The following is a 20,060-nucleotide window of genomic DNA, read 5'->3' as shown; positions in this document are numbered from 1 at the left end:
GGTCAGACCTCGAGCAGCTCGGATTCCTTGTGCTTGAGCAGCTCGTCGACCTGGGCAACGTACTTGGCGGTGAGCTCGTCCAGCTCCTTCTCCGCGCGGCGGCCCTCGTCCTCGCCGATGTCGCCGTCCTTGATGGCCTTGTCGAGGGCCTCCTTGGCCTTGCGGCGCACGGAGCGGATCGACACCTTCGAGTCCTCGGCCTTGCCCTTGGCGACCTTGATGTAGTCGCGGCGGCGCTCCTCGGTGAGCTCGGGGAACGTCACCCGGATGATGTTGCCGTCGTTGCTCGGGTTGACGCCGAGGTCGGAGTCGCGGATCGCCTGCTCGATGTTGCGCAGCGCGGTCTTGTCGAACGGCGTCACGACCGCCATGCGCGGCTCCGGCACCGAGAACGAGGCGAGCTGGTTGATCGGCGTCAGCGCGCCGTAGTAGTCGGCCACGATCTTGTTGAACATCGCCGGGTGCGCACGGCCCGTGCGGATCGCGGCGAAGTCCTCCTTGGCGACCACGACGGCCTTCTCCATCTTCTCCTCGGCCTCGAGGAGGGTCTCTTCGATCACCACTTGCTCCTGCGTGTCTTGAGTGGGCCCGGCTTCCATGGATCGGCCGGCTGCGTCGCGTCTCTTTCCTGCACGGTGTCCGACCGGCAGGGCTTTGTCCATCCCTCAGCGGCGCCTCGGAGCCCCGTGGAACCCCGGGGAGCCCCCGGAGCCCGGTGGGGCCCCGTGCGGGACGGACGTCCTCGGCTCAGGCCCGGGAGTCCTGGTCGCCGACGAGCGTGCCGATCTTCTCACCCTTGACCGCCCGGGCGATATTGCCCTCGGCGAGCAGCTCGAAGACCAGGATGGGCAGCTTGTTGTCCCGGCACAGCGTGATGGCGGTGGCGTCGGCGACCTTCAGGTCGCGGGTGATGACCTCGCCGTAGCCGAGGGAGTCGAACTTCACCGCGTCCGGGTTCTTCTTGGGGTCGGAGTCGTAGACCCCGTCGACGCCGTTCTTGCCCATGAGCAGGGCCTCGGCGTCGATCTCCAGAGCGCGCTGGGCGGCGGTGGTGTCGGTGGAGAAGTACGGCATGCCCATGCCGGCGCCGAAGATCACGACGCGGCCCTTCTCCAGGTGGCGCACGGCGCGCAGCGGGATGTACGGCTCCGCGACCTGGCCCATGGTGATGGCGGTCTGGACGCGGCAGTCGATGCCTTCCTTCTCCAGGAAGTCCTGGAGGGCGAGGCAGTTCATGACCGTGCCGAGCATGCCCATGTAGTCGGAGCGGGCCCGGTCCATGCCGCGCTGCTGGAGCTCGGCGCCGCGGAAGAAGTTGCCGCCGCCGATGACGATGGCGATCTGCGCGCCGTCCCGCACGACGGCCGCGATCTCGCGGGCGATGTTGTGCACCACGTCGGGGTCGACGCCGAGGCCGCCGCCCCCGGCGAACGCCTCACCGGAGAGCTTCAGCAGGAAGCGCCCGGCCACTTTGCCGTCGTCAGTCTTGGTGTCGGCCTTGGTCATGGAGTTCTCCTAGTGGTGCACATACGAAGAGGCCATTGCCGGTGGGGTGGTGTTCATCCCATGCTCGGCAATGGCCTCCTCGTCAGATCTTGCGGTCGTCCGTCGCGTGCGAGGCGCACCGTCGCTCTCGGTACGGCCCTCGCGGTACGACGTCACGGCCGTCGCGCGCGCCGCTGCGCACGCGGGCGACCGCGGTAGACCCTAGCGGGGTCTACCGGCGATCGTGGTGCGGACTCAGATGCCGACCTTGATGCGCGAGAAGCGCTTCAGGGTGACACCGGCCTCCTGCAGGACCTTCTCGACGGACTTCTTGTTGTCGAGGGCGTAGGGCTGGCCCAGGAGGGTGGCGTCCTTGAAGAAGCCGTTGAGGCGACCCTCGACGATCTTCGGCAGGGCGGCCTCGGGCTTGCCCTCGGCGCGGGTGGTCTCCTCGGCGACGCGGCGCTCGGCCTCGACGACCTCGGCCGGGACGTCCTCCTTGGAGAGGTACTTCGGCGCGAAGGCGGCGATGTGCTGGGCGACGCCCCGGGCGACCTCGGCGTTCGGCTTGTCCAGCTCGACGAGGACACCGATCTGCGGGGGCAGGTCGGGCATCGTGCGGTGCATGTAGGCGGTGACGTAGCCGTCGGAGAACTGCGCGAAGCGGTCCAGGACGATCTTCTCGCCAAGGTTGGCGTTGGCCTCGTCGACGAACGCCTGGACGGTCTTGCCGGCCTCGATCTCGGAGGCGAGCAGCGCCTCGATGTCGGCCGGGTTCGTCTTGGCGACGTGCGCGGCGATCGCGGCGGCGACGGCCTGGAACTTCTCGCCCTTGGCGACAAAGTCCGTCTCGCACTTCAGCTCGACGATGACACCGGTGGAGTTGTCGTCGGCGATCAGGGAGACGATCGCGCCGTTCTCGGCGGAGCGGCCCTCGCGCTTGGCGACGCCCTTCTGGCCCTTGATGCGCAGCGCCTCGACGGCCTTGTCGACGTTGCCGTCGGCCTCGTCGAGCGCCTTCTTGCAGTCCATCATGCCGGCGCCGGTGAGCTCGCGGAGCTTCTTGACGTCAGCGGCGGTGTAGTTCGCCATGATTCTCTGAAGTCTTTCTCGAAGTCGAAGATCTACGGGTGAACGGCGGGGGCCGCGCTCGTGGCGCGGGCCCCCGCCGTCAGCATCCGATGCTGAGGTCAGGCCTGCTCGGCGGCGTCCGCGGCCGGAGCCTCGGCGGCCTTCTCCTCGGCCTTGGGGGCCTCATCAGCCTTGGGGGCCTCGGCGTCAGCGGCCTTCTCGTCGGCCTTCTTCTCGCCCTCGAGCAGGTCGCGCTCCCACTCGGCCAGCGGCTCGCCCGCGGCCTTCTCGCCCGGCTTCGAGTCGCCGGTGGCCACGCCGGAGCGGGCGATGAGGCCCTCGGCGACGGCGTCGGCGATCACGCGGGTGAGCAGGGTGACGGAGCGGATCGCGTCGTCGTTGCCCGGGATCTTGTAGTCGACCTCGTCGGGGTCGCAGTTGGTGTCGAGGATCGCGACGACCGGGATGTTCAGCTTCCGGGCCTCGCCAACCGCGATGTGCTCCTTCTTGGTGTCCACGATCCAGACGGCGCTGGGCACCTTCTGCATCTCGCGGATACCGCCGAGGGTCTTCTCCAGCTTGGCCTTCTCGCGGGAGAGGACCAGCAGCTCCTTCTTGGTGAGGCCGGAGGCGGCCACGTCCTCGAAGTCGATGGCCTCAAGCTCCTTGAGGCGCTGCAGGCGCTTGTAGACGGTCGAGAAGTTGGTGAGCATGCCGCCCAGCCAGCGCTGGTTGACGTAGGGCATGCCGACGCGGGTGGCCTGCTCGGCGATGGCCTCCTGCGCCTGCTTCTTCGTACCCACGAACATGACCGTGCCGCCGTGGGCGACGGTCTCCTTGACGAACTCGTAGGCGCGGTCGATGTACGACAGCGACTGGAGCAGGTCGATGATGTAGATGCCGTTGCGCTCCGTGAAGATGAAGCGCTTCATCTTCGGGTTCCAACGACGGGTCTGGTGACCGAAGTGGACGCCGCTTTCCAGCAGCTCCCGCATCGTGACGACGGCCATGGCCGTACTCCTTGGTTTTCTCGGTTGTGTCCTGACGCCCTGCGCGCGCCGTGCCACGCACTCGCGTGCGGGACCGAAAGGCGCTGACACCTGCGGCTCAAAGAGCCCGGTGCCGGGGCGTGCGAAGTCGACCCGGTGACCCGGATCGCCACATGAAGTGTACGGGACCCGCGAGGTGCTGGGTGACGCCGCTGTCCACAACCGGCTGGTAGTCCACAGTTCCCGGCCAAGATCCCTGCGGATCGCGGCGGCGCGGGACGGTTCTGGCATGTCACGTCTGCGACGCTTCCTGACCTCGGCCGTGCTCGTGCTCCTCGCCGCGCTGCCGCCCCCGGGCGCCCTGGCGGCCGCCGACCCGGTGCCCGCCGTGGGCGGCGCCTGGCCGGTGGGCGCGCGCCCCTGGATCGTCCGGGGCTGGGAGCCCCCGGCGACGGCGTACGGTCCCGGCCACCGGGGCGTGGACCTGGCCGCGCCCCCGGGCTCCCCCGTGCGGGCGGTGGCGCCGGGGCGGGTCTCCTACGCGGGCCGGGTGGCGGGCCGAGGCGTGCTCACGGTGGAGCTCACGGGCACGGGGGATCCCCCGCTGCGCACGACCTACGAGCCGGTACGGGCGTCGGTGCGCAAGGGCGCCGAGGTCTCCACCGGCGACCTCCTGGGCACGGTCGAGGTCTCGGCCCGCTCCCACTGCCCCATGGCGTGCCTGCACTGGGGCCTGCGCCGGGCCGAGGCGTATCTGAACCCCTTGGGCCTGCTGCCGCCGTGGCTGCTGGGCGGAGGGCCGTCACGACTGCTGCCGCTGACGGGCGCCGGGGTGCTGGCCGGGGCGCTGCTGCCGGTGTGGCCGCCCTGGCTGTGGGCGGCCGTGCCGCAGGGCGAGGGGCGCCTTCCCCGGCCGGGCGAGGCCGGGGCTTCGGGGAGGGGCGGGCACGGCCCACCGCCGCCGAGCGCCGCTGCGGCCCGGCCGGGCCTCGGCCGCCCGTCGGGCCCGGGGCTCAGCCCCGCACGCCCCGCAGGGCCATGGTCACCGCCGCTTCCGTGATGGCCTCGGGCTCCTCGGCCACACCGAGCTCGATGCGCCGCACCGCCGCGTCCACGACGCCCTGGAGCAGCATGGCCGCGAGCCGGGGCTCCTGATGCCCGAGGGCGTCGAGGGCCTCCACGATCATGGCCACCAGGCCCCCGTGCGCGGCCCGGATCTTCTCCCGCGCCCCGGCGTCCAGCTCGCTCGCGGAGATCGCGACCACGGCCCGGTGCCGCCGGTCCCCGACCAGCGCGAGCTGCTGGCGCACATAGGCCTCGACTTGCCCCTCGGGCGTTTCGGCCCGCTCCATCGCCGCCGAGACCTCCGCCGCCCAGACCGGGAAGTCGACCTCGCAGAGCTCTTCGACGACGGCCGCGCGGGAGCGGAAGTACTCATAGACGGACGAGCGCGCGAGTCCCGTGCGCTCGGCCAGCGCGGGGAACGTCAGCGCCTCCGTCCCGCCCTCGGACAGCAGGGTGCGCGCGGCGTCCAGCAGGGCGCCGCGCTGCATCGACCGGTGCTCGGCCACAGAGGCCGCTCGAATCCTTGGCACGCCTCCACTTTACGGACGCGCCCCGCGCCAGGGGAGGCCGCCAGGCAGGCACTCTTCCTGGCCGCGAGGGCGCGGCGAGGCACATCCGCGGCGCGGACGGAGGGAGCGAGCGGTGGAAAGCGCCGCCCAGGAAGGGACGATTCAGCTCACTCAGCGACCGAAACTGGCCAGCTTCGCCCGCAACTGGAGCACCGACTTGGTGTGGATCTGACTGACCCGGCTCTCGGTGACCCCGAGCACATTGCCGATCTCGGCCAGCGTGAGGCCCTCGTAGTAGTACAGCGTGACCACGGTCTTCTCGCGCTCCGGCAGCGTATTGATGGCGCGGGCGAGCAGCCGCCGCAGCTCGCGGTCCTCGGCGACCTCGACGGGGTTGTCGGCGGCGGTGTCCTCCAGGGTGTCCATCAGGCTCAGCCGGTCGCCGCCCTCGCCGCCGACGTGCAGCAGCTCCTCCAGGGCGACGACGTTGGCCAACGACAACTGGCTGAACACCGCGTGCAGTTCCTCCACCTGGATGCCCATCTCGGCGGCCACCTCGCCCTCCGAGGGCGTGCGCCTGAGCCGGGCCTCCAGGGTCGCGTAGGCCCGCTCCACATTGCGCGCCTTCTGCCGCACCGACCGGGGGATCCAGTCGAGCGCCCGCAGCTCGTCGATCATGGCTCCACGGATGCGGGTGATCGCGTACGTCTCGAACTTGATCGACCGCTCGATGTCGAACTTCTCGATCGCGTCGATGAGCCCGAAGACGCCGGAGGAGACGAAGTCGGCCTGCTCGACGTTGGACGGAAGGCCCACGCTGACGCGGCCCGCGACGTATTTCACCAGGGGTGAGTAGTGCAGGATCAGCTGCTCGCGCAGCCGCCCGTCGCCCGTCGACTTGTACGACCGCCACAGCTCGTCCAGCGACGAGGGCGCGGGAGGCCGCCGCTCCTGCTCGCCGCTACGGGCGGCTGGGGGAATGGCCGCCCGGTCGGACCCGGAGGTGTGCTGGGGCATGCGTCGCCTTGAGCCGTTCTGCCGTGGATCTGAGAGGTTGTCGGAACTGGTTCGGGTGGGGGTTTGCGTGAAGTGAATGAGGTTGTCCGTCTGATTGCCTGTCCGCACCGGATTCGTCGCGAGCGTAGCGTGACTGAAGTGTCGCGGTGAGCGAAGAGTATGGGATCGCGCGTACGCAGATACGTTCCGCTTTACGTCCGAGCGGTCTGCCGCCGTCGCTCTGTGTAATGGATCTAAGGCGCCAACTGCGCCGTTTCCCAAGGCCGTCAGGTGGACACCGCACCGTCATCCATCCGGCGGAATACGCACAGTCACGTATCACCCCCCTCGGGAAAGGCCGACAGAAACGCCTGGCGTGTCAACTGCCATCCGTCGCCCTCTCGTTCGACGAACCCCAGCGAGCGAAGTTCGTACAACCTGGCGACCGCGTCGTCCGCACTGGTGCCCGCACCCCGCGCCACCTCGGAGACCGCTGCCGCACCGCGGGCGGGCAGTGCCGCGAGCACCCGGGCCGCGCCGGGGGCGAGCAGGTCGCGCGGCACGACGGGGCCGCGCCGCCGCGGGGCGAGCTCGCCCATGTCCCCCACCAGCTCGGCGACTTCGGCGGCGTCGGTGACCAGGATCGCGTCCCCGCGCAGGAGTTCATGGACGCCCGCCGACAAGCCGCTGGTGGCGGGCCCCGGCACGCCCATCGTGAACCGCCCGAGCTCCCGCGCGGCCCGCGCCGTGACGAGCGCCCCGCTGCGATAGGCGGCCTCCACGACGACGGTGCCGCGGGTGAGGGCCGCGATCACGCGGTTCCGCAGGACGAATCTGCTCGGCGTCGGGTGGTCGCCCGGGGGCAACTCCCCCACCACGAGGCCCTGTTCCGCGATCCTGCCGATCAACTGGGTGTGGCCGCGCGGATAGGGTCGGTCGACCCCGCACGCGAGCACGGCCACGGTGGCGCCGCCCGCGCCCAGGGCGCCCCGATGCGCGGCGCCGTCCACGCCGTACGCACCGCCGGACACCACCACCCAGCCGCGCTCGGCGAGTCCCGCGCCGAGGCTCGCCGCCATGTGCGCTCCGTACTCCGTGCAGGCCCGCGCCCCCACGAGGGCCACCGAGCGCAGCGCCCAGATCCGCAGTGAGGGCCGCCCTCGCACCCAGAGCCCGACGGGCCGCGCGTCCCCCAGGTCGTCGAGCTGCGCAGGCCACTCCGCGTCCGCGGGCGTCACGAACCGCGCCCCTGCCGCGGCCGCGACCTCCAGGTCCCGCGCCGGCCGCACCCGCCCGGCCCGCGCCCGCAGCCCCTCCCAGCGCCGGGCGCTCACCCCGGGCAGCATCTCCTCGCCCTCCTCAAGGCGTCCCAGCACCGCCGCGGCGCCCCACTCGCGCAGCCACCACCCGCCCACGGGATCCCCCGGCTCAAGGACCCGCGTCAGGGCGACCCGGGCGAGCCGCTCCTCGTCCGGCACGGGGTCCCGGCCCGGGGAAGGCCCCTGGTCTGGCACGGGGCCCGGCCCCGGGGAGGGACCCTGGTCCGGCCCCGGGCCTGGGGAGGCGCCTGTGCCCGGGAGGGCGCCCCGGTGCGGGTCAGGCCCCGCGGACGGCTCCCCCGGTGCCGCCGGGCCCGAGGGCGATCCGGCCTGCGCCCCCGGGACGGCCTCCCGACCGCTGCCCCGCTCCGCGCTCACGTCCGGGCCCCGACCACCATGGGCACCCCGCGCGGCACCCCCGTGCGCAGCTGCAGCGCCAGGCCCACGTCGCCCTCGTCCGGGCGGTCGTGGCCCGCCAGGTCCGCGATGGTCCAGGCGACCCGCAGGACCCGGTCCAGGCCGCGCGCGGTCAGCAGTCCCCGCTCCAGGCTGTGCTCCGCCTCGCTCAGCGCGCCCGGCAGCGCGTGCCAGCGGGTGCGCAGCTCATGGCCGGGTACGTCGCTGTTCGTGCGCCACGGTGTGTCCTTGAACCGCGCGGCCGCCCGCTCACGGGCCGCTCGCACCCGCTCGGCCACCACGCGCGTGGTCTCGCCCCGCGCTCCCTGCGCCGTCAGCTCGGCGCGCGTCACGGGCTCCACCTCGACCCGCAGGTCGATCCGGTCGAGGAGCGGCCCGGAGAGCCGGGCCTGATAGCGGCGGACACTGCTGGGCGAGCAGTCGCAGGCATCACCGGTCAGGCTGAACCGGCCGCACGGGCACGGGTTCGCAGCGAGGAGCATGAGGAACCTCGACGGCAGCCGCACGACCCCGGCGCTCCGGGCGATCACGACGTGCCCGGACTCCAGCGGCTGCCGCAGGGCGTCGAGCGCGTGGGTGCTGAACTCCGGCGCCTCGTCCAAAAACAGGACGCCGCGGTGCGCCAGGGAGACCGCTCCGGGGCGGGCGACGCCTCGGCCGCCGCCGACGAGGGACTGCATGGTCGAGGAGTGGTGCGGCGCGCAGAACGGGGGGATGTCCACGAGGGGCTTGCCCGGCGGCAGCATGCCCGCGACCGAGTGGACCGCCGTCACCTCCAGGGACTCCGCCCTGGTCAGCCTGGGCATGATGGTCGGCAGCCGCTCGGCGAGCATCGTCTTGCCCGCGCCCGGTGATCCGTGGAGGAAGACGTGGTGCCCGCCCGCGGCGGCCACCTCCATCGCCGTGCGCGCCGACAACTGGCCCACCACGTCCGCCAGATCGTGCGCGTGGTCGTGGCCGTGCGCACCGACGCCGCCCACGTCCACACCGAGTCCGGCGCCCGGCAGGCTGAGACCGGCCATCAGCCGGTCCGGTCGCCCGGTGTCGTCCGGCGCCTCGTCCGGCACGGGCTCGTCGGTGAGCACCGCGATCAGCTGGCGCAGGCTGCGCACGCCGAGGACGGAGACGCCGGGCACGAGCGCGGCCTCCGCCGCCGTGCACTCGGGGACGACCACCTGCTCATACCCCGCGTCGGCGGCTGCGAGGACGGCGGGCAGTACGCCGCGCACCGGGCGCACCCGGCCGTCGAGGCCCAGTTCGCCGATCATCACGATGTCGGCGAGGACTCGTGGGTCGATGCGCTCCGCGGCGCCGAGGACCGCGCAGGCCACCGCCAGGTCGAAGCCGCTGCCGCCCTTGGGCACGGACGCGGGGCTCAGGCCCACCGTGAGCTTCTTCTGGGGCCACTCGCCGCCCGAGTTGACGACGGCCGCCCTGACCCGGTCACGGCTCTCCGTGAGGCTCTTGTCCGGGAGTCCCACCAGCGTGAACGCCGCGACACCCGGCTCCAGATCGGCCTGCACCTCTACCACGACGCCCTCCACCCCGACGAGGGCCACCGAGCACGTACGCGCGAATCCCATCAGGACACCCCCCGCACGTGCTCCACCACGGGTGCGCCGCGCTCGGGCAGCAGGACGCCGACCAGGTCGATCCGCACGCCGCCCGGTGGGGCTCCGCCGTGCTCCTGCACCCAGCGCTCGGCGAGCCCGCGAAGGCGCTCGGCCTTGGCGGGTGTCACCGCCGCCATCGGATGCTCGAAGGACACCGCCCTGCGGGTCTTCACCTCGCAGACCACCAGCACGTCGCCGTCACGGGCGACGATGTCGATCTCTCCGGTCCTGCCTCCGCGCCAGTTGCGCTCCAGGACCGTCATTCCGGCTTCGGCGAGCCGCCGGGCGGCCAGTTGTTCGCCGTACTTGCCGAGTGCGCCTCGTGCGTTCATGTCGGCACCACCTCCGACATCAACGGTCGCGAGGCGGGCCGCACGTTGTGGATCTTGGTGTGCTACCGACGGGTTGTGGACAACTTCGTCACCCACACGGGGAGCCACCCGCAAGGGAAGCCACATCCGCAGAGGGCCACACCGATGAGGCCGCACGCGCAGAGGGCCGCGCCCACGCCGAGCTCCGGCCACCCCGCCCCGGCATCAGCCGCCCGGCAGCTCCAGATCGCTCTTGTTGAGCTCCTCGATATTCACGTCCTTGAACGTGAGCACCCGTACCTGCTTGACGAAGCGGGCGGGTCTATACATGTCCCACACCCAGGCGTCCGCCATGGAGACCTCGAAGAACACCTCACCCTGGACCGAGTGCACCTGCATCTCGTAGTCGTTCGTGAGGTAGAAACGCCGCTCGGTCTCAATCACGTATTTGAACAGACCGACGACATCTCGGTACTCCCGGTAGAGCTTCAGCTCCATCTCGGTCTCGTACTTCTCGAGGTCCTCGGCGCTCATGGCATGTTCCCCTTCAGCCGTGCGTCCCCCTATTGTGCGCCAGCCCCGGAGGCCTCTACACGATTTCCGTGTCCAGGGTCTCGGGCCGTTGCGGAGGACCCTCGTCGAGCAGCTTGCGCAGCAGCTCGGCGAGCCTGGTCGGGTACACCGTCTCATGCGCCCGGGCCAGTTCCGGGCACGTCCACCAACGCGCTCCGGCGACGCTGCTCCGCTCCAGGTCGGTCAGGCCCGTCGCCCGGACCGCCGTCTGGGACGTCCGCCCCAGGTAGTACCACTCGTCCTGGTCCCAGCGCCGTCCGGCGAACGGGAAGGAGCACACGCGCCGCCACAGCACCGGGCCGAGCTCGACGTCCGTGATGCCGGTCTCCTCGGCGAGCTCCCGCAGCGCGGCCTGTTCGCGCGTCTCGTCGCCCTCCAGGCCGCCGCCCGGGGTGAACCACCAGTCGTCCGCCCGGTCGCCCGGCTCATGGCCGTGCAGCAGCAGGATCCGGTCGCGCTCGTCGAGCAGCACGACCCGGGCCACCTTCCGCAGCGGCCGCCCGGCCACCGCGTCCTCAGCCGACACCGGCGGTCTCCGTGACCCCGCTGCGGCCCCGGCCGCCCCGGCGCACCAGACCGGCGACGGGCCCGTACGCGGCCCCGCCGAGCACCAGTGCGGCACCGGCCACGACCGCCCCCACGAGGAGCCGCAGCGGGCCGGGCTCGGACGTGCCGCCCGGCAGGGCGTCGAAGCCGGTGGGCCGGTCGAGCATGCCGTCCAGCGGCCAGGCGACGGCGTCCACGCGGCCCTTCACGGCGCTGCGGGGCACGGAGCCGCTACCGGCCTCCTCCAGGTGGGCGGTGGAGTCCAGGGAGCCGTTGCGCTCGTCGCCGAGCAGGAACAGACGCCCCTTGGGGACGGTGGTGGACGGGATGGCGCTGTCCATGCCCCGGGAGAGATACGGTTCTGCGATCTGCTTGCCGTTGACGGTCAGCTTGCCGTCCGTGCAGCAGGCGACCTTGTCACCGCCGATGCCGACGACCCGCTTGACCATGGGCAGGTTGCCCCAGGACTTCTGCCGGAAGACGACGACGTCACCACGGCGCACGTCGTCCCCGTCGATCCGCTGGGCGAGCACCCGGTCGCCCGCGCCGATGGTTGGCGTCATGGAGCCGGTGGGCACGGTGTACGGCTGGTAGAGGACGGCGCCCCAGACGAAGCCGCCGAGGAAGAGGACGCAGCCGAGGGCCACGGCGACTCCCGACAGCACGCTGCCGAGCCGTCCGTGGCCCTCGTCCGTACGACGTGTCCTGCTGCTCATCCCAGTGCTCCCCCGGCTCGGAGACGACCCCGTCGCCCCGCCCCCGGCGGCGGACCGGCATACGGGGCCGACGGGCGCGCTGACGGGACCGGACCACGGAAGATCGGCGATCTGGGACGGCAGACTACCCGGCGGTACCCCCGCCAGAAACCCTGGTGCCGCCGGGTATCAGGCGGTGCGGGCCGTGCGGCGGCGGCGCCACAGCACCAGCGGCACGGCGCCCGCGAGGCCGAGGGCGGCGGGTGCCGCGCTCATCGCCTGGCTGATGCCGGGCTGGTCGAAGGTGTCCGGGACCGGCAGCGTTCCCCAGCGGGTGGGGGGCCAGGCGATGACGAAGGCGCGGCCGACGACGTTGCCGACGGGGACGGCGCCGCCGCCCGCCTGGTTCTGGTGGTAGCGGGAGTCCAGCGAGTTCTGCCGGTGGTCACCCATGACCCAGATTTTGCCCTTGGGCACCGTGATCTTGAACTGGCCGCCCTGGTCGTCGTCGGTGCAGGGGGTGTTGCCGGGGTAGACGTACGGCTCGTTCAACGCCTTGCCGTTGACCTTCAGGGGGCCGGTGCCCTTGCACTCCACGGTGTCACCGCCGACGCCGATGACGCGCTTGATGAGGTCCTTCTCGTCGGCGGACGGCATCAGGCCGATCCAGCCGAGCACCCGCTGCACGGCGTTCGGGTCGGGCGTGGGCTCGCCGTCCAGCCAGTGGCCGGGGTCCTTGAAGACGACGACCTCGCCGCGCTCGGGCTCGGAGCCGAACCACGGCGTCAGCTTGTCGACCAGGACCCGGTCGCCCTGCTGGAGCGTGTTCTGCATCGAGTCCGAGGGGATCGAGAAGGCCTGGACCAGGAAGGTCTTGATGATCAGGGCCAGGACCAGCGCGATGCCGATGAGGAGCGGCAGCTCCTTCCAGAAGGACTTGTGCTTCTTGGCCTTCGCGGGCTCGGGCGGCTTCGGCGGCTCGGCGCCCGCCGCACCGGGCTGCTGCTCCGGCGTCCCGGGCGCGGCGCCGGGGGGCGGGCCGGGCGTACCGGGCTCCGGCGCTCCGGCGTCCCCCGGGGCCGGGGTGTCAGGAGCGGCGTTCACGCCGCCCGCCGGTGGCGCGGGCGCGGGCTCCCCGGAGTGCCGCGGCCGCTCCTCGGGCCCATCGTGTCCGGATCGTGCGCCGACCGCCACATCCCCCACATCCACTCCTCAGTCCGTGCCGCTGCCTGCCCCGTATGCGACGCAGGCCCACCACTCCCATAACGAGCGGGAGTTCCGCAGGGGTCGGGAGCCCGGTCATTCCATTGCGATCGCCGGGGGCCACCCTATGCGACGTACCTGTGGCCGTGTCCGACCCGTCGGGCGCGTCGGGCACCGACGCGTACGTATCGGGTTCCTCCAGTTTGCGCCAGTGGCCGAACGGCCAGGCGATGACGAGCGCACGGCCGACGACCTCGTCCTCGGAGACGGTGCCGCTGAACTTCTCGTTGCGGTGGAAGCGGGAGTCGGCGGAGTCCGCGCGGTGGTCGCCCATGACGAACAAGCGCCCCTTGGGGACCTTCACTTCGAAGGCGAAGTCGGACGGCTTGTTGCCCGGGTGCAGATACGGCTCGTCGAGCGGGACGCCGTTGACGGTGACCTTGTCGTTCTTGTCACAGCACTTCACGGTGTCGCCGCCGACGCCCACGACGCGCTTGATCAGGTCGCGCTCGTCGTCGGACGGGAGCAGGCCGATGAAGGTCAGGCCCTGTTTGACCTGCTTGACCACCACGGGGTCGTCCTGCTTCTTGCCCCGCTCCTCCTCCAGCCAGTTGCCGGGGTCCTTGAAGACGACGACGTCGCCGCGCTCGGGCTTGTTGCCGAACCACGGGGTGAGCTTGTCCACCAGGACGCGGTCCCCGATGCGGATCGTCTGCTCCATGGAGCCCGAGGGGATCACGAAGGCCTGCACCAGGAAGGTCTTCAGGACCAGGGCTATGAGCAGGGCGACGCCTATGAGGAGGGGTATCTCCTTGATCGCGGAGCGCTGTCTGCGGCGCTTGACCTTCTTGGCCAGTTTGCGCCGCTCGGCCCGGCCGGGCAGTACGGGGCCGCTGGTTGGGCGGGTGCCGGTGGGCAGGCCGGTGTCGTCCTGCTGGGGGGACTTCGCCCGGCCGCGGCTACCCATGGGCGCCGCCGGGTGCGGGCACGCGCGCGTACACGTCGGGGCGCTTCAGCGAGGTCCAGCGGCCGAGCGGCCAGGCGATCCAGTCGGCTCTGCCGATGACGTCGTCCACGGGGATCATCCCGCCGCCCGGGGACCCCAGGTGGTCGCGGGAGTCGCTGGAGTCGCTGCGGTGGTCGCCGAGGACGAAGATCCTGCCGTCGGGCACGACGACGTCGAAGGCCACCGTGGAGGGCTTGTCCCCCGGGAAGAGGTAGGGCTCGTCGACCGGCTGGCCGTTCACCTTGATCCTCCCCCGCTTGTCGCAGCAGACCACCCGGTCACCACCGACGCCCGCGACCCGCTTCACGTAGTCGGCGTCTCCGAAGTAGCCGCTGCCGTCGAAGACGACCGCGTCACCGCGCTGCGGTCCGGATCCGAAACGGTACGCCAACTTGTTGACGAGTATCCGGTCGCCGACCCGGAACGTGGGCTCCATGGAGCCGCTCGGGATCTCGTAGGGCTGCACCACGAAGGTGGTGACGAGCAGCAGGACGGCCACGCTGAACAGCGCGCCCAGGGTGAGGCGGCCGCCGGGCAGCCAGGCCACGAAGGACGCGAAAGCGGAGCGCGACCGCTCCTCCGTGCCCTCCGTGTCCGCTGCGCCCGCGCTCGCGGGGGTGGACTCGGGGGGTGTGGAGGAGCGGTCGCGCTCCGCGTCCTGTGCTTCGGTGTCCATCGGGGCCAGATGCTATCCGGCCCCGCTGTGGACCCGCGCCAGAGCTCAGCTCTCGCGCTTCTCCTTGATCTTCGCGGCCTTGCCGCGCAGGTCGCGCAGGTAGTACAGCTTGGCGCGACGCACGTCACCGCGGGTGATGAGCTCGATCTTCTCGACGATCGGGGTGTGCACCGGGAAGGTGCGCTCGACGCCGACGGAGAAGGAGACCTTGCGGACCGTGAAGGTCTCGCGGACACCGGCGCCCTGGCGGCGGATGACTACGCCCTTGAACTGCTGCACACGGGAGCGGTTGCCCTCGATGACGCGGACGTGGACGTTGACGGTGTCACCCGGGCGGAAGGCCGGGATGTCGCTGCGCAGCGACGCGGAGTCGACGGAGTCGAGCAGGTGAGACATGATCGTCTGCTTCCTCGCTGATGCCACAGGTCATCAGCGGTATGTCGGGATGAGTTCGGGGTGCTTCCGTACGCGCATGCGTTTCCGGGGAAACTCGCGGCACGGAGGCCGCTGGACGCGTCGGGCGAGCGTCGTGTCCCCCTGTGGCAGGGGCGCACGCTGGACGCACAGCAGCTGCCTATTCTTCCACGTCCTGGGCCTTGCGCCAAAATCGGCCGCCGGGCTCGGGCTCCCAGCCCAGGATGGAGAGCATCTCCCGGTCCTTCTTGTCGAAGGCGGAAGGCTCGCAGCGCTCGATCAGGTCGGGCCGGTGGGCGGTGGTGCGGCGCAGCGCCTCGTCCCTGCGCCAGCGCGCGATCTTGCCATGGTGGCCGCTGAGCAGGACGTCCGGGATGCCGCGGCCGCGCCACTCGGGGGGCTTGGTGTAGACGGGGCCCTCCAGGAGGTTGGCCATGGCCCCGGGGGCGAAGGAGTCGTCGCGGTGGGACTCGGCGTTGCCGAGCACGCCCGGCAAGAGGCGGGCCACGGCCTCGGTGACGACCAGGACGGCGGCCTCGCCGCCCGCGAGGACGTAGTCGCCGATGGAGACCTCGTAGACGGGCATCCGGGTCGCGTACTCGTCGATGACGCGGCGGTCGATGCCTTCGTAGCGCGCGGGCGTGAAGACCAGCCAGGGGCGCTCGGACAGCTCGACGGCGAGTTCCTGGGTGAAGGGGCGCCCGCTGGGCGTCGGGACGACCAGGGCGGGCTGTGAGCGGCCCGCCTCGTAACCGTCGGCGAGGACCTGGTCGAGGGCGTCGCCCCAGGGCTCGGTCTTCATGACCATGCCGGGACCGCCGCCGTAGGGGGTGTCGTCGACCGTGTTGTGCCGGTCGTACGTCCACTCCCTGAGGTCGTGCACGTGGACGTCGAGGCTGCCACGCGCGCGTGCCTTGCCGACGAGCGAGACGTTCAGGGGTTCCAGGTACTCGGGGAAGATCGTGACGACGTCGAGCCGCATCAGGCGTCGCCCTCGCTCCGGGCGTCCCGCTCGGCCGCGGAGCCCTCGCGCGCGTCACCCTCGGAGGCGTCCTCCGGGGTGCTCTCGGCGTCCCTGCTGGAGGCGATCTCGGCGCGGTCGTCGATGAGGCCGGGCGGCGGGTCGATGACGGCCCGCTGCTCCTCCAGGTCGATCTCGGTGACGATGGACTCGACGAACGGGATCATCACCTCGCTGCCGTCGGGCCGCTCGACGATGAAGAGGTCCTGCGAGGGCAGGTGCGAGATCTCCGTGATCCGGCCGACCTCGGTGCCGTCCGTGGTGACGACGTCGAGGTCCATGAGCTGGTGGTCGTAGAACTCGTCCTCGTCCTCGGGCAGCTCTTCCGGGTCGACCTCGGCGATGAGGAGGGTGTTGCGCAGCGCCTCGGCGCCGGTGCGGTCGCTGACGCCCGCGAAGCGCAGCAGCAGCCGGCCGCTGTGCACCCGGCCGCTCTCGATGGTCAGCGGTCCCCGGGCGGCGGGGTCGGTGGCGAGCACGGCGCCGGGGCCGAGCCGCAGCTCCGGCTCGTCGGTGCGCACCTCGACGGTGACCTCGCCCTTGATGCCGTGGGCGCGGCCGATCCGCGCGACTACGAGCTGCACTGGTGTCTCTCCTGTCCCTACCTGCGACTGGGGCCGGGGCCCGGAACGAGCTCGGGCCGGGGAGGGCTGCAGAGCCCTCCCCGGCCCGAGCCGGTGCTACGTGCGGTTATCAGCGAACCTGATCCACGTCGACGAGGTCGACGCGGACACCACGGCCGCCGATGGCACCCACGACGGTGCGCAGGGCGCGTGCGGTGCGGCCGTTGCGGCCGATCACCTTGCCCAGGTCGTCCGGGTGGACCCGGACTTCGAGGACGCGCCCGCGGCGCAGGTTGCGCGAGGCGACCCGCACGTCGTCGGGGTTGTCGACGATGCCCTTCACGAGGTGCTCGAGAGCCTCCTCGAGCATGCTCAGGCCTCGGTCGACTCGGCGGAGTCGGCCTTGGCCTCGTCCGCCTTCTTGTCGGCCTTCTTGGCCTTCTGGGTGATGGCCTCACCCTTGGGCTCGTCCTCGGCGCTGACGGCCTCGAAGGACGGGCGCGCGGACTTGACCTCGGGCTGCAGCAGCGGCGCCGGGGCGGGCTCGCCCTTGAACTTCTGCCAGTCGCCGGTCTTCTTCAGGATGGCGAGAACGGGCTCGGTCGGCTGGGCGCCGACGGAGAGCCAGTACGCCACGCGCTCGGCGTTGACCTCGATGCGCGACGGGTTCTGCACCGGGTGGTACAGACCGATCTCCTCGATGGCCCGGCCGTCACGGCGGGTACGGGAGTCGGCGACGACGATGCGGTAGTGAGGCGAACGGATCTTGCCCAGACGCTTCAGCTTGATCTTGACTGCCACGGGAGTGGGTTCTCCTGGTTTGACGTGGGTGGGCACAACGAGATGCCGCGTGGGGTTGCGGTACCCGAGTGGCCCGATGGACGCGTCAGCCGGAGGAGAGAGGGGTCCTGTGCGGCTGTCGAGTACAGCTAGCCATTGTGCCACACGCTGGCGTGGGCGCCCTCAGCCGACCGCGCCCCCCGCCCCCGGCTGCTTCCAGCCCGTCCGGCGTTCGAGGACGGGGCCGAAGGCCGATTCGGGTGCCGCACGGGCAGGGGCACCCCCGGGGCACGGGGCCCACCCCGGGGGAAGGAGACCACCCTCTGCACAGGGGGTCACCCCGCGCCCACGCCCACCACTTCCGGGATGCGGAAGGGCTTCCCGCAGCCACCGCACATGATGGGGGCTTGGGCGAGCACCGACGGCACGACGCGGACGTTGCGCCCGCAGTCGCAGACGGCCTTCACGCGCACTCCGCCTCCGGAGGAGCCGTGCCGGGCGGCCGGGCCGCGGAAGGTGCGGGTGGTGTCCGCCGTGGTCGCGGCCGTGTGCGCCTTGAGGGCGCGCTGGAGCCGGTCCATCGTCGGGCGGTAGCGCTTCTTCGCCTCGGGGTTGAGCGTGACCAGGGAGAAGCCGCTGCTCGGATGCGGCTCCTCGGGATGGTCGAGGCCCATCTCCTCGGCGATCGCAAGGAATCTGCGGTTGTGGTAGCGGCCCGCGCGTGAGGTGTCGCGCACACCGCGGGCTGCGGCGATGCCGTGGACTGCTTCATGCAGCAGTCGCTCGAAGGAGAGCTCGGCGCCACAGGCGGACGACGACTCTCCGATCAGGGATTCGGGCGCGGCTAGGTCCGGCAGCTCAGGGTGGTGCCGCTGAATATCGGCCCACGCCTGTGCCAGCTCTGCGGCGAGAACAGGTGGTGTCGTGCTCACGTCGTGACAACGAGCCGAGGTGCCTCCGGGTTCCATTCCGGGGCATCTCAAATATTTTGCACTTACCCGTCAGTTGCCGTTGATGCGTCCGGACGAGGGCGGGTGCGCTGATCTGCGGAGAAGCCTCACAGCTCGCATCAATCCTGTACGTAGCGGCGCGTACGCCCCGGCGCTCGGGTCAACTCCGCGCGCCGGGGCGCCTGTTGCGCAGGACGCAAGGCGTCGCCCAGGAGAAGCCCCGAAGGCGCCTCGACGGCAGCCCGACCGGAACCCCAAGTCTCAATAGGCGCGCGCTACGAGGGCGACGTTACCGGGTGTCTCATCGGCGTCCGGCACCGCCCCGTCCTCCGTGACCAGACACCGTACGGTCACGCCGCGCTCGGCGAGCCGGGCCTCGCCGTCGGGGCCGAGCGCGGACCACGGAACACGCGCCCAGCCGCCCGCCGACGCCACCTCCACGGCCTCCTCCACGCCGGTCACCTCGCTCGTACGGGACTCGCGGCGCTCCCGGGCCCGGGTCAGGAGCAGGTCCTGGTCCTCCTCCAGGACCGTGGGCAGCAGCGCGGCGAGGGCGTCCAGGGCCACGGGCTGCTTGCCGCCCGCGATGCGGCGCACGAGCATCGCGGTGCCGCCCGCCAGATCGCGCGGGCCGACCTCCACGCGCACCGGCACCCCCTTGAGCTCCCAGTCGACCGCGCGGCGCCCGAACGGCACGTCCGTACGGTCGTCGACCTGGACGCGCACACCCGCCGCCGTCAGCCGCTCGCCGACCTCGCGAACCTTCGCGAGCACGGCCTCGTCGTCCTTCACGGCGAGCACGACGACCTGCACGGGCGCGAGGCGCGGCGGCACGCACAGCCCGTCGTCGTCGCCGTGCATCATCACCAGAGCGCCCACCAGACGCGTCGTGGCGCCCCAGGAGGTCTGCCAGACGAGTTCCTGCGTGCCCTCCTTGGACAGGTACTGGGTCTGGAAGGCACGCGCGAAGTTCTGGCCGAGTTCGTGGCTGGTGCCGAGCTGGAGGGCCTTGCCGTCGCCCATCATCCCTTCGAGCGTGAGGGTGTTGATCGCCCCGGCGAAGCGCTCCTTGGCGGTCTTGCGGCCGAGCACGAAGTCCATCGCGAGGACGTCCCGCATGAAGGCCCCGTAGACGTCCCGGTGGACGCGGGCGGCGAAGTCCCGTGCGTCCTCGTACGTCGCGTGGGCGGTGTGCCCCTCCTGCCACAGGAACTCCGAGGTGCGCAGGAACAGCCGGGGGCGCAGCTCCCAGCGGACCACGTTGGCCCACTGGTTGATCAGCAGGGGCAGGTCGCGGTAGCTCTGCACCCACTTGGAGAAGTACTCGTTGACGATGGTCTCCGAGGTGGGCCGGACGACGACCGGCTCCTCCAGCTCCTTGCCGCCGCCGTGCGTGACGACGGCGAGCTCCGGGGCGAAGCCCTCGACGTGCTCGGCCTCCCGCGTCAGATACGACTGCGGGATGAGCAGCGGGAAGTACGCGTTCTGCGCACCAGTGCCCTTGATGCGCGCGTCCAGCTCCTGCTGCATCCGCTCCCACAGGCCGTAGCCGTACGGGCGGATGACCATGGTGCCGCGCACCGGGCCGTTGTCGGCCAGCTCCGCCTTGCTGATCAGGTCCTGGTACCAGCGGGGGAAGTCGTCCCCGCGGGGCGTGAGTACGGGTGCCTTTGCCATGGCGCGCATGGTACGTCCGAGCCGTCTGAAGGGTCCGGAAATATCGCTGCGCGGGGGCGCACGACGGGGGCACACAAGCATTGCCTGACAACCCCTGGACGCCACGACGGAAGCGGAGTTCCCTGGCATACGGGGGAGAGCGAACGCACGTCCTGGGGGCGGACGCATCGTAAGGAATCAG

Annotated in this window: 22 protein-coding genes and 1 pseudogene; 1 reads left to right on the top strand and 22 read right to left on the bottom strand. The window is 71.5% G+C overall.

What is annotated here, in order from left to right:
• Window positions 1-2 precede the first annotated feature (2 nt).
• The 4 genes from frr to rpsB form a co-directional block, all read right to left on the bottom strand.
• Window positions 3-560 (bottom strand): ribosome recycling factor, encoded by a 558-nt coding sequence (gene frr / locus ACIG3E_RS19695; protein WP_399617679.1) that lies wholly within the window; start codon window positions 558-560, stop codon window positions 3-5.
• Between the two features lie 187 nt (window positions 561-747).
• Entirely contained in the window at window positions 748-1,506 is a 759-nt protein-coding gene (pyrH, locus tag ACIG3E_RS19690) for a UMP kinase (protein WP_242724292.1), read from the bottom strand.
• 234 nt (window positions 1,507-1,740) lie between these two features.
• Window positions 1,741-2,577, bottom strand: a complete 837-nt coding sequence (tsf, locus tag ACIG3E_RS19685) for a translation elongation factor Ts (RefSeq protein WP_399617674.1) — start codon at window positions 2,575-2,577, stop codon at window positions 1,741-1,743.
• A 98-nt stretch (window positions 2,578-2,675) separates the two neighbouring features.
• Window positions 2,676-3,566: a 30S ribosomal protein S2 gene (rpsB, locus tag ACIG3E_RS19680; RefSeq protein ID WP_399617671.1), complete on the bottom strand. Its 891-nt coding sequence runs from the start codon at window positions 3,564-3,566 to the stop codon at window positions 2,676-2,678.
• Window positions 3,567-3,834: 268 nt separating this feature from the next.
• On the opposite strand from rpsB, the pseudogene ACIG3E_RS19675 reads away from it, so the two are divergent.
• A pseudogene (locus ACIG3E_RS19675) lies at window positions 3,835-4,371 on the top strand (murein hydrolase activator EnvC family protein); the annotation flags it as partial.
• 187 nt (window positions 4,372-4,558) lie between these two features.
• On the opposite strand, the gene ACIG3E_RS19670 reads toward ACIG3E_RS19675, so the two are convergent.
• The 18 genes from ACIG3E_RS19670 to proS form a co-directional block, all read right to left on the bottom strand.
• Window positions 4,559-5,116: a TetR/AcrR family transcriptional regulator gene (locus tag ACIG3E_RS19670; protein WP_399617863.1), complete on the bottom strand. Its 558-nt coding sequence runs from the start codon at window positions 5,114-5,116 to the stop codon at window positions 4,559-4,561.
• Between the two features lie 174 nt (window positions 5,117-5,290).
• The gene (gene whiG, locus ACIG3E_RS19665; protein ID WP_138962076.1) at window positions 5,291-6,136 is read right to left on the bottom strand and encodes an RNA polymerase sigma factor WhiG; all 846 of its coding nucleotides are present in this window, start codon (window positions 6,134-6,136) and stop codon (window positions 5,291-5,293) included.
• 311 nt (window positions 6,137-6,447) lie between these two features.
• Window positions 6,448-7,629 carry a DNA-processing protein DprA gene (dprA, locus tag ACIG3E_RS19660; RefSeq protein WP_399617667.1) on the bottom strand — a complete coding sequence of 394 codons (1,182 nt, stop codon included), beginning with the start codon at window positions 7,627-7,629 and terminating at the stop codon, window positions 6,448-6,450.
• A 179-nt stretch (window positions 7,630-7,808) separates the two neighbouring features.
• Entirely contained in the window at window positions 7,809-9,434 is a 1,626-nt protein-coding gene (locus ACIG3E_RS19655) for a YifB family Mg chelatase-like AAA ATPase (RefSeq protein WP_399617664.1), read from the bottom strand.
• Window positions 9,434-9,796, bottom strand: coding sequence for a YraN family protein (locus tag ACIG3E_RS19650; protein ID WP_399617660.1), 363 nt, complete (start codon window positions 9,794-9,796; stop codon window positions 9,434-9,436). Before ACIG3E_RS19650 ends, ACIG3E_RS19655 begins: the two co-directional genes overlap by 1 nt.
• A 204-nt stretch (window positions 9,797-10,000) precedes the next feature.
• Window positions 10,001-10,309, bottom strand: coding sequence for a DUF2469 domain-containing protein (locus tag ACIG3E_RS19645; RefSeq protein WP_003965949.1), 309 nt, complete (start codon window positions 10,307-10,309; stop codon window positions 10,001-10,003).
• 55 nt (window positions 10,310-10,364) lie between these two features.
• Window positions 10,365-10,874 (bottom strand): NUDIX hydrolase, encoded by a 510-nt coding sequence (locus ACIG3E_RS19640; RefSeq protein ID WP_399617657.1) that lies wholly within the window; start codon window positions 10,872-10,874, stop codon window positions 10,365-10,367.
• Window positions 10,864-11,610: a signal peptidase I gene (gene lepB / locus ACIG3E_RS19635; protein ID WP_399617654.1), complete on the bottom strand. Its 747-nt coding sequence runs from the start codon at window positions 11,608-11,610 to the stop codon at window positions 10,864-10,866. The genes ACIG3E_RS19640 and lepB (ACIG3E_RS19635) overlap by 11 nt, the downstream gene beginning before the upstream one ends.
• Before the next feature lie 168 nt (window positions 11,611-11,778).
• Window positions 11,779-12,792: a signal peptidase I gene (gene lepB / locus ACIG3E_RS19630; protein WP_399617651.1), complete on the bottom strand. Its 1,014-nt coding sequence runs from the start codon at window positions 12,790-12,792 to the stop codon at window positions 11,779-11,781.
• A complete protein-coding gene (lepB, locus tag ACIG3E_RS19625; protein WP_399617648.1) occupies window positions 12,677-13,759 on the bottom strand; it encodes a signal peptidase I in 1,083 nt (360 codons plus the stop codon). Before lepB (ACIG3E_RS19625) ends, lepB (ACIG3E_RS19630) begins: the two co-directional genes overlap by 116 nt.
• Window positions 13,752-14,474, bottom strand: a complete 723-nt coding sequence (gene lepB / locus ACIG3E_RS19620; RefSeq protein ID WP_399617645.1) for a signal peptidase I — start codon at window positions 14,472-14,474, stop codon at window positions 13,752-13,754. The genes lepB (ACIG3E_RS19625) and lepB (ACIG3E_RS19620) overlap by 8 nt, the downstream gene beginning before the upstream one ends.
• Window positions 14,475-14,519: 45 nt before the next feature.
• Window positions 14,520-14,870 carry a 50S ribosomal protein L19 gene (rplS, locus tag ACIG3E_RS19615; RefSeq protein WP_399617642.1) on the bottom strand — a complete coding sequence of 117 codons (351 nt, stop codon included), beginning with the start codon at window positions 14,868-14,870 and terminating at the stop codon, window positions 14,520-14,522.
• Between the two features lie 178 nt (window positions 14,871-15,048).
• Window positions 15,049-15,870, bottom strand: coding sequence for a tRNA (guanosine(37)-N1)-methyltransferase TrmD (gene trmD, locus ACIG3E_RS19610; RefSeq protein WP_399617640.1), 822 nt, complete (start codon window positions 15,868-15,870; stop codon window positions 15,049-15,051).
• Window positions 15,870-16,493 (bottom strand): ribosome maturation factor RimM, encoded by a 624-nt coding sequence (rimM, locus tag ACIG3E_RS19605; RefSeq protein ID WP_399617637.1) that lies wholly within the window; start codon window positions 16,491-16,493, stop codon window positions 15,870-15,872. The genes trmD and rimM overlap by 1 nt, the downstream gene beginning before the upstream one ends.
• A gap of 109 nt (window positions 16,494-16,602) precedes the next feature.
• Window positions 16,603-16,842, bottom strand: a complete 240-nt coding sequence (locus ACIG3E_RS19600) for an RNA-binding protein (protein ID WP_138962065.1) — start codon at window positions 16,840-16,842, stop codon at window positions 16,603-16,605.
• A gap of 2 nt (window positions 16,843-16,844) precedes the next feature.
• Window positions 16,845-17,273 carry a 30S ribosomal protein S16 gene (gene rpsP / locus ACIG3E_RS19595; protein ID WP_399617633.1) on the bottom strand — a complete coding sequence of 143 codons (429 nt, stop codon included), beginning with the start codon at window positions 17,271-17,273 and terminating at the stop codon, window positions 16,845-16,847.
• A 314-nt stretch (window positions 17,274-17,587) separates the two neighbouring features.
• A complete protein-coding gene (locus ACIG3E_RS19590) occupies window positions 17,588-18,220 on the bottom strand; it encodes a hypothetical protein (protein ID WP_138962063.1) in 633 nt (210 codons plus the stop codon).
• A 243-nt stretch (window positions 18,221-18,463) separates the two neighbouring features.
• Window positions 18,464-19,879, bottom strand: coding sequence for a proline--tRNA ligase (proS, locus tag ACIG3E_RS19585; protein WP_399617630.1), 1,416 nt, complete (start codon window positions 19,877-19,879; stop codon window positions 18,464-18,466).
• Between the last annotated feature and the right edge of the window lie 181 nt (window positions 19,880-20,060).

The sequence above is a fragment of the Streptomyces sp. NPDC053474 genome (assembly GCF_044544845.1).
Lineage (GTDB): Bacteria > Actinomycetota > Actinomycetes > Streptomycetales > Streptomycetaceae > Streptomyces.
The sequence above is the reverse complement of the archived record's forward strand: the minus strand, read 5'-3'. Positions and strand labels throughout refer to the sequence as shown.

Excerpts from the sequence above, each read along its gene's own strand:
- rpsB (WP_399617671.1), bottom strand. The coding sequence starts at position 3,566 with ATGGCCGTCGTCACGATGCGGGAGCTGCTGGAAAGCGGCGTCCACTTC.
- ACIG3E_RS19655 (WP_399617664.1), bottom strand. The coding sequence starts at position 9,434 with ATGGGATTCGCGCGTACGTGCTCGGTGGCCCTCGTCGGGGTGGAGGGC.
- ACIG3E_RS19645 (WP_003965949.1), bottom strand. The coding sequence starts at position 10,309 with ATGAGCGCCGAGGACCTCGAGAAGTACGAGACCGAGATGGAGCTGAAG.
- lepB (WP_399617648.1), bottom strand. The coding sequence starts at position 13,759 with ATGGGTAGCCGCGGCCGGGCGAAGTCCCCCCAGCAGGACGACACCGGC.
- lepB (WP_399617645.1), bottom strand. The coding sequence starts at position 14,474 with ATGGACACCGAAGCACAGGACGCGGAGCGCGACCGCTCCTCCACACCC.
- ACIG3E_RS19650 (WP_399617660.1), bottom strand. The coding sequence starts at position 9,796 with ATGAACGCACGAGGCGCACTCGGCAAGTACGGCGAACAACTGGCCGCC.
- rplS (WP_399617642.1), bottom strand. The coding sequence starts at position 14,870 with ATGTCTCACCTGCTCGACTCCGTCGACTCCGCGTCGCTGCGCAGCGAC.
- trmD (WP_399617640.1), bottom strand. The coding sequence starts at position 15,870 with ATGCGGCTCGACGTCGTCACGATCTTCCCCGAGTACCTGGAACCCCTG.
- pyrH (WP_242724292.1), bottom strand. The coding sequence starts at position 1,506 with ATGACCAAGGCCGACACCAAGACTGACGACGGCAAAGTGGCCGGGCGC.
- whiG (WP_138962076.1), bottom strand. The coding sequence starts at position 6,136 with ATGCCCCAGCACACCTCCGGGTCCGACCGGGCGGCCATTCCCCCAGCC.
- tsf (WP_399617674.1), bottom strand. The coding sequence starts at position 2,577 with ATGGCGAACTACACCGCCGCTGACGTCAAGAAGCTCCGCGAGCTCACC.
- lepB (WP_399617654.1), bottom strand. The coding sequence starts at position 11,610 with ATGAGCAGCAGGACACGTCGTACGGACGAGGGCCACGGACGGCTCGGC.
- ACIG3E_RS19590 (WP_138962063.1), bottom strand. The coding sequence starts at position 18,220 with ATGGAACCCGGAGGCACCTCGGCTCGTTGTCACGACGTGAGCACGACA.
- proS (WP_399617630.1), bottom strand. The coding sequence starts at position 19,879 with ATGGCAAAGGCACCCGTACTCACGCCCCGCGGGGACGACTTCCCCCGC.
- ACIG3E_RS19600 (WP_138962065.1), bottom strand. The coding sequence starts at position 16,842 with ATGCTCGAGGAGGCTCTCGAGCACCTCGTGAAGGGCATCGTCGACAAC.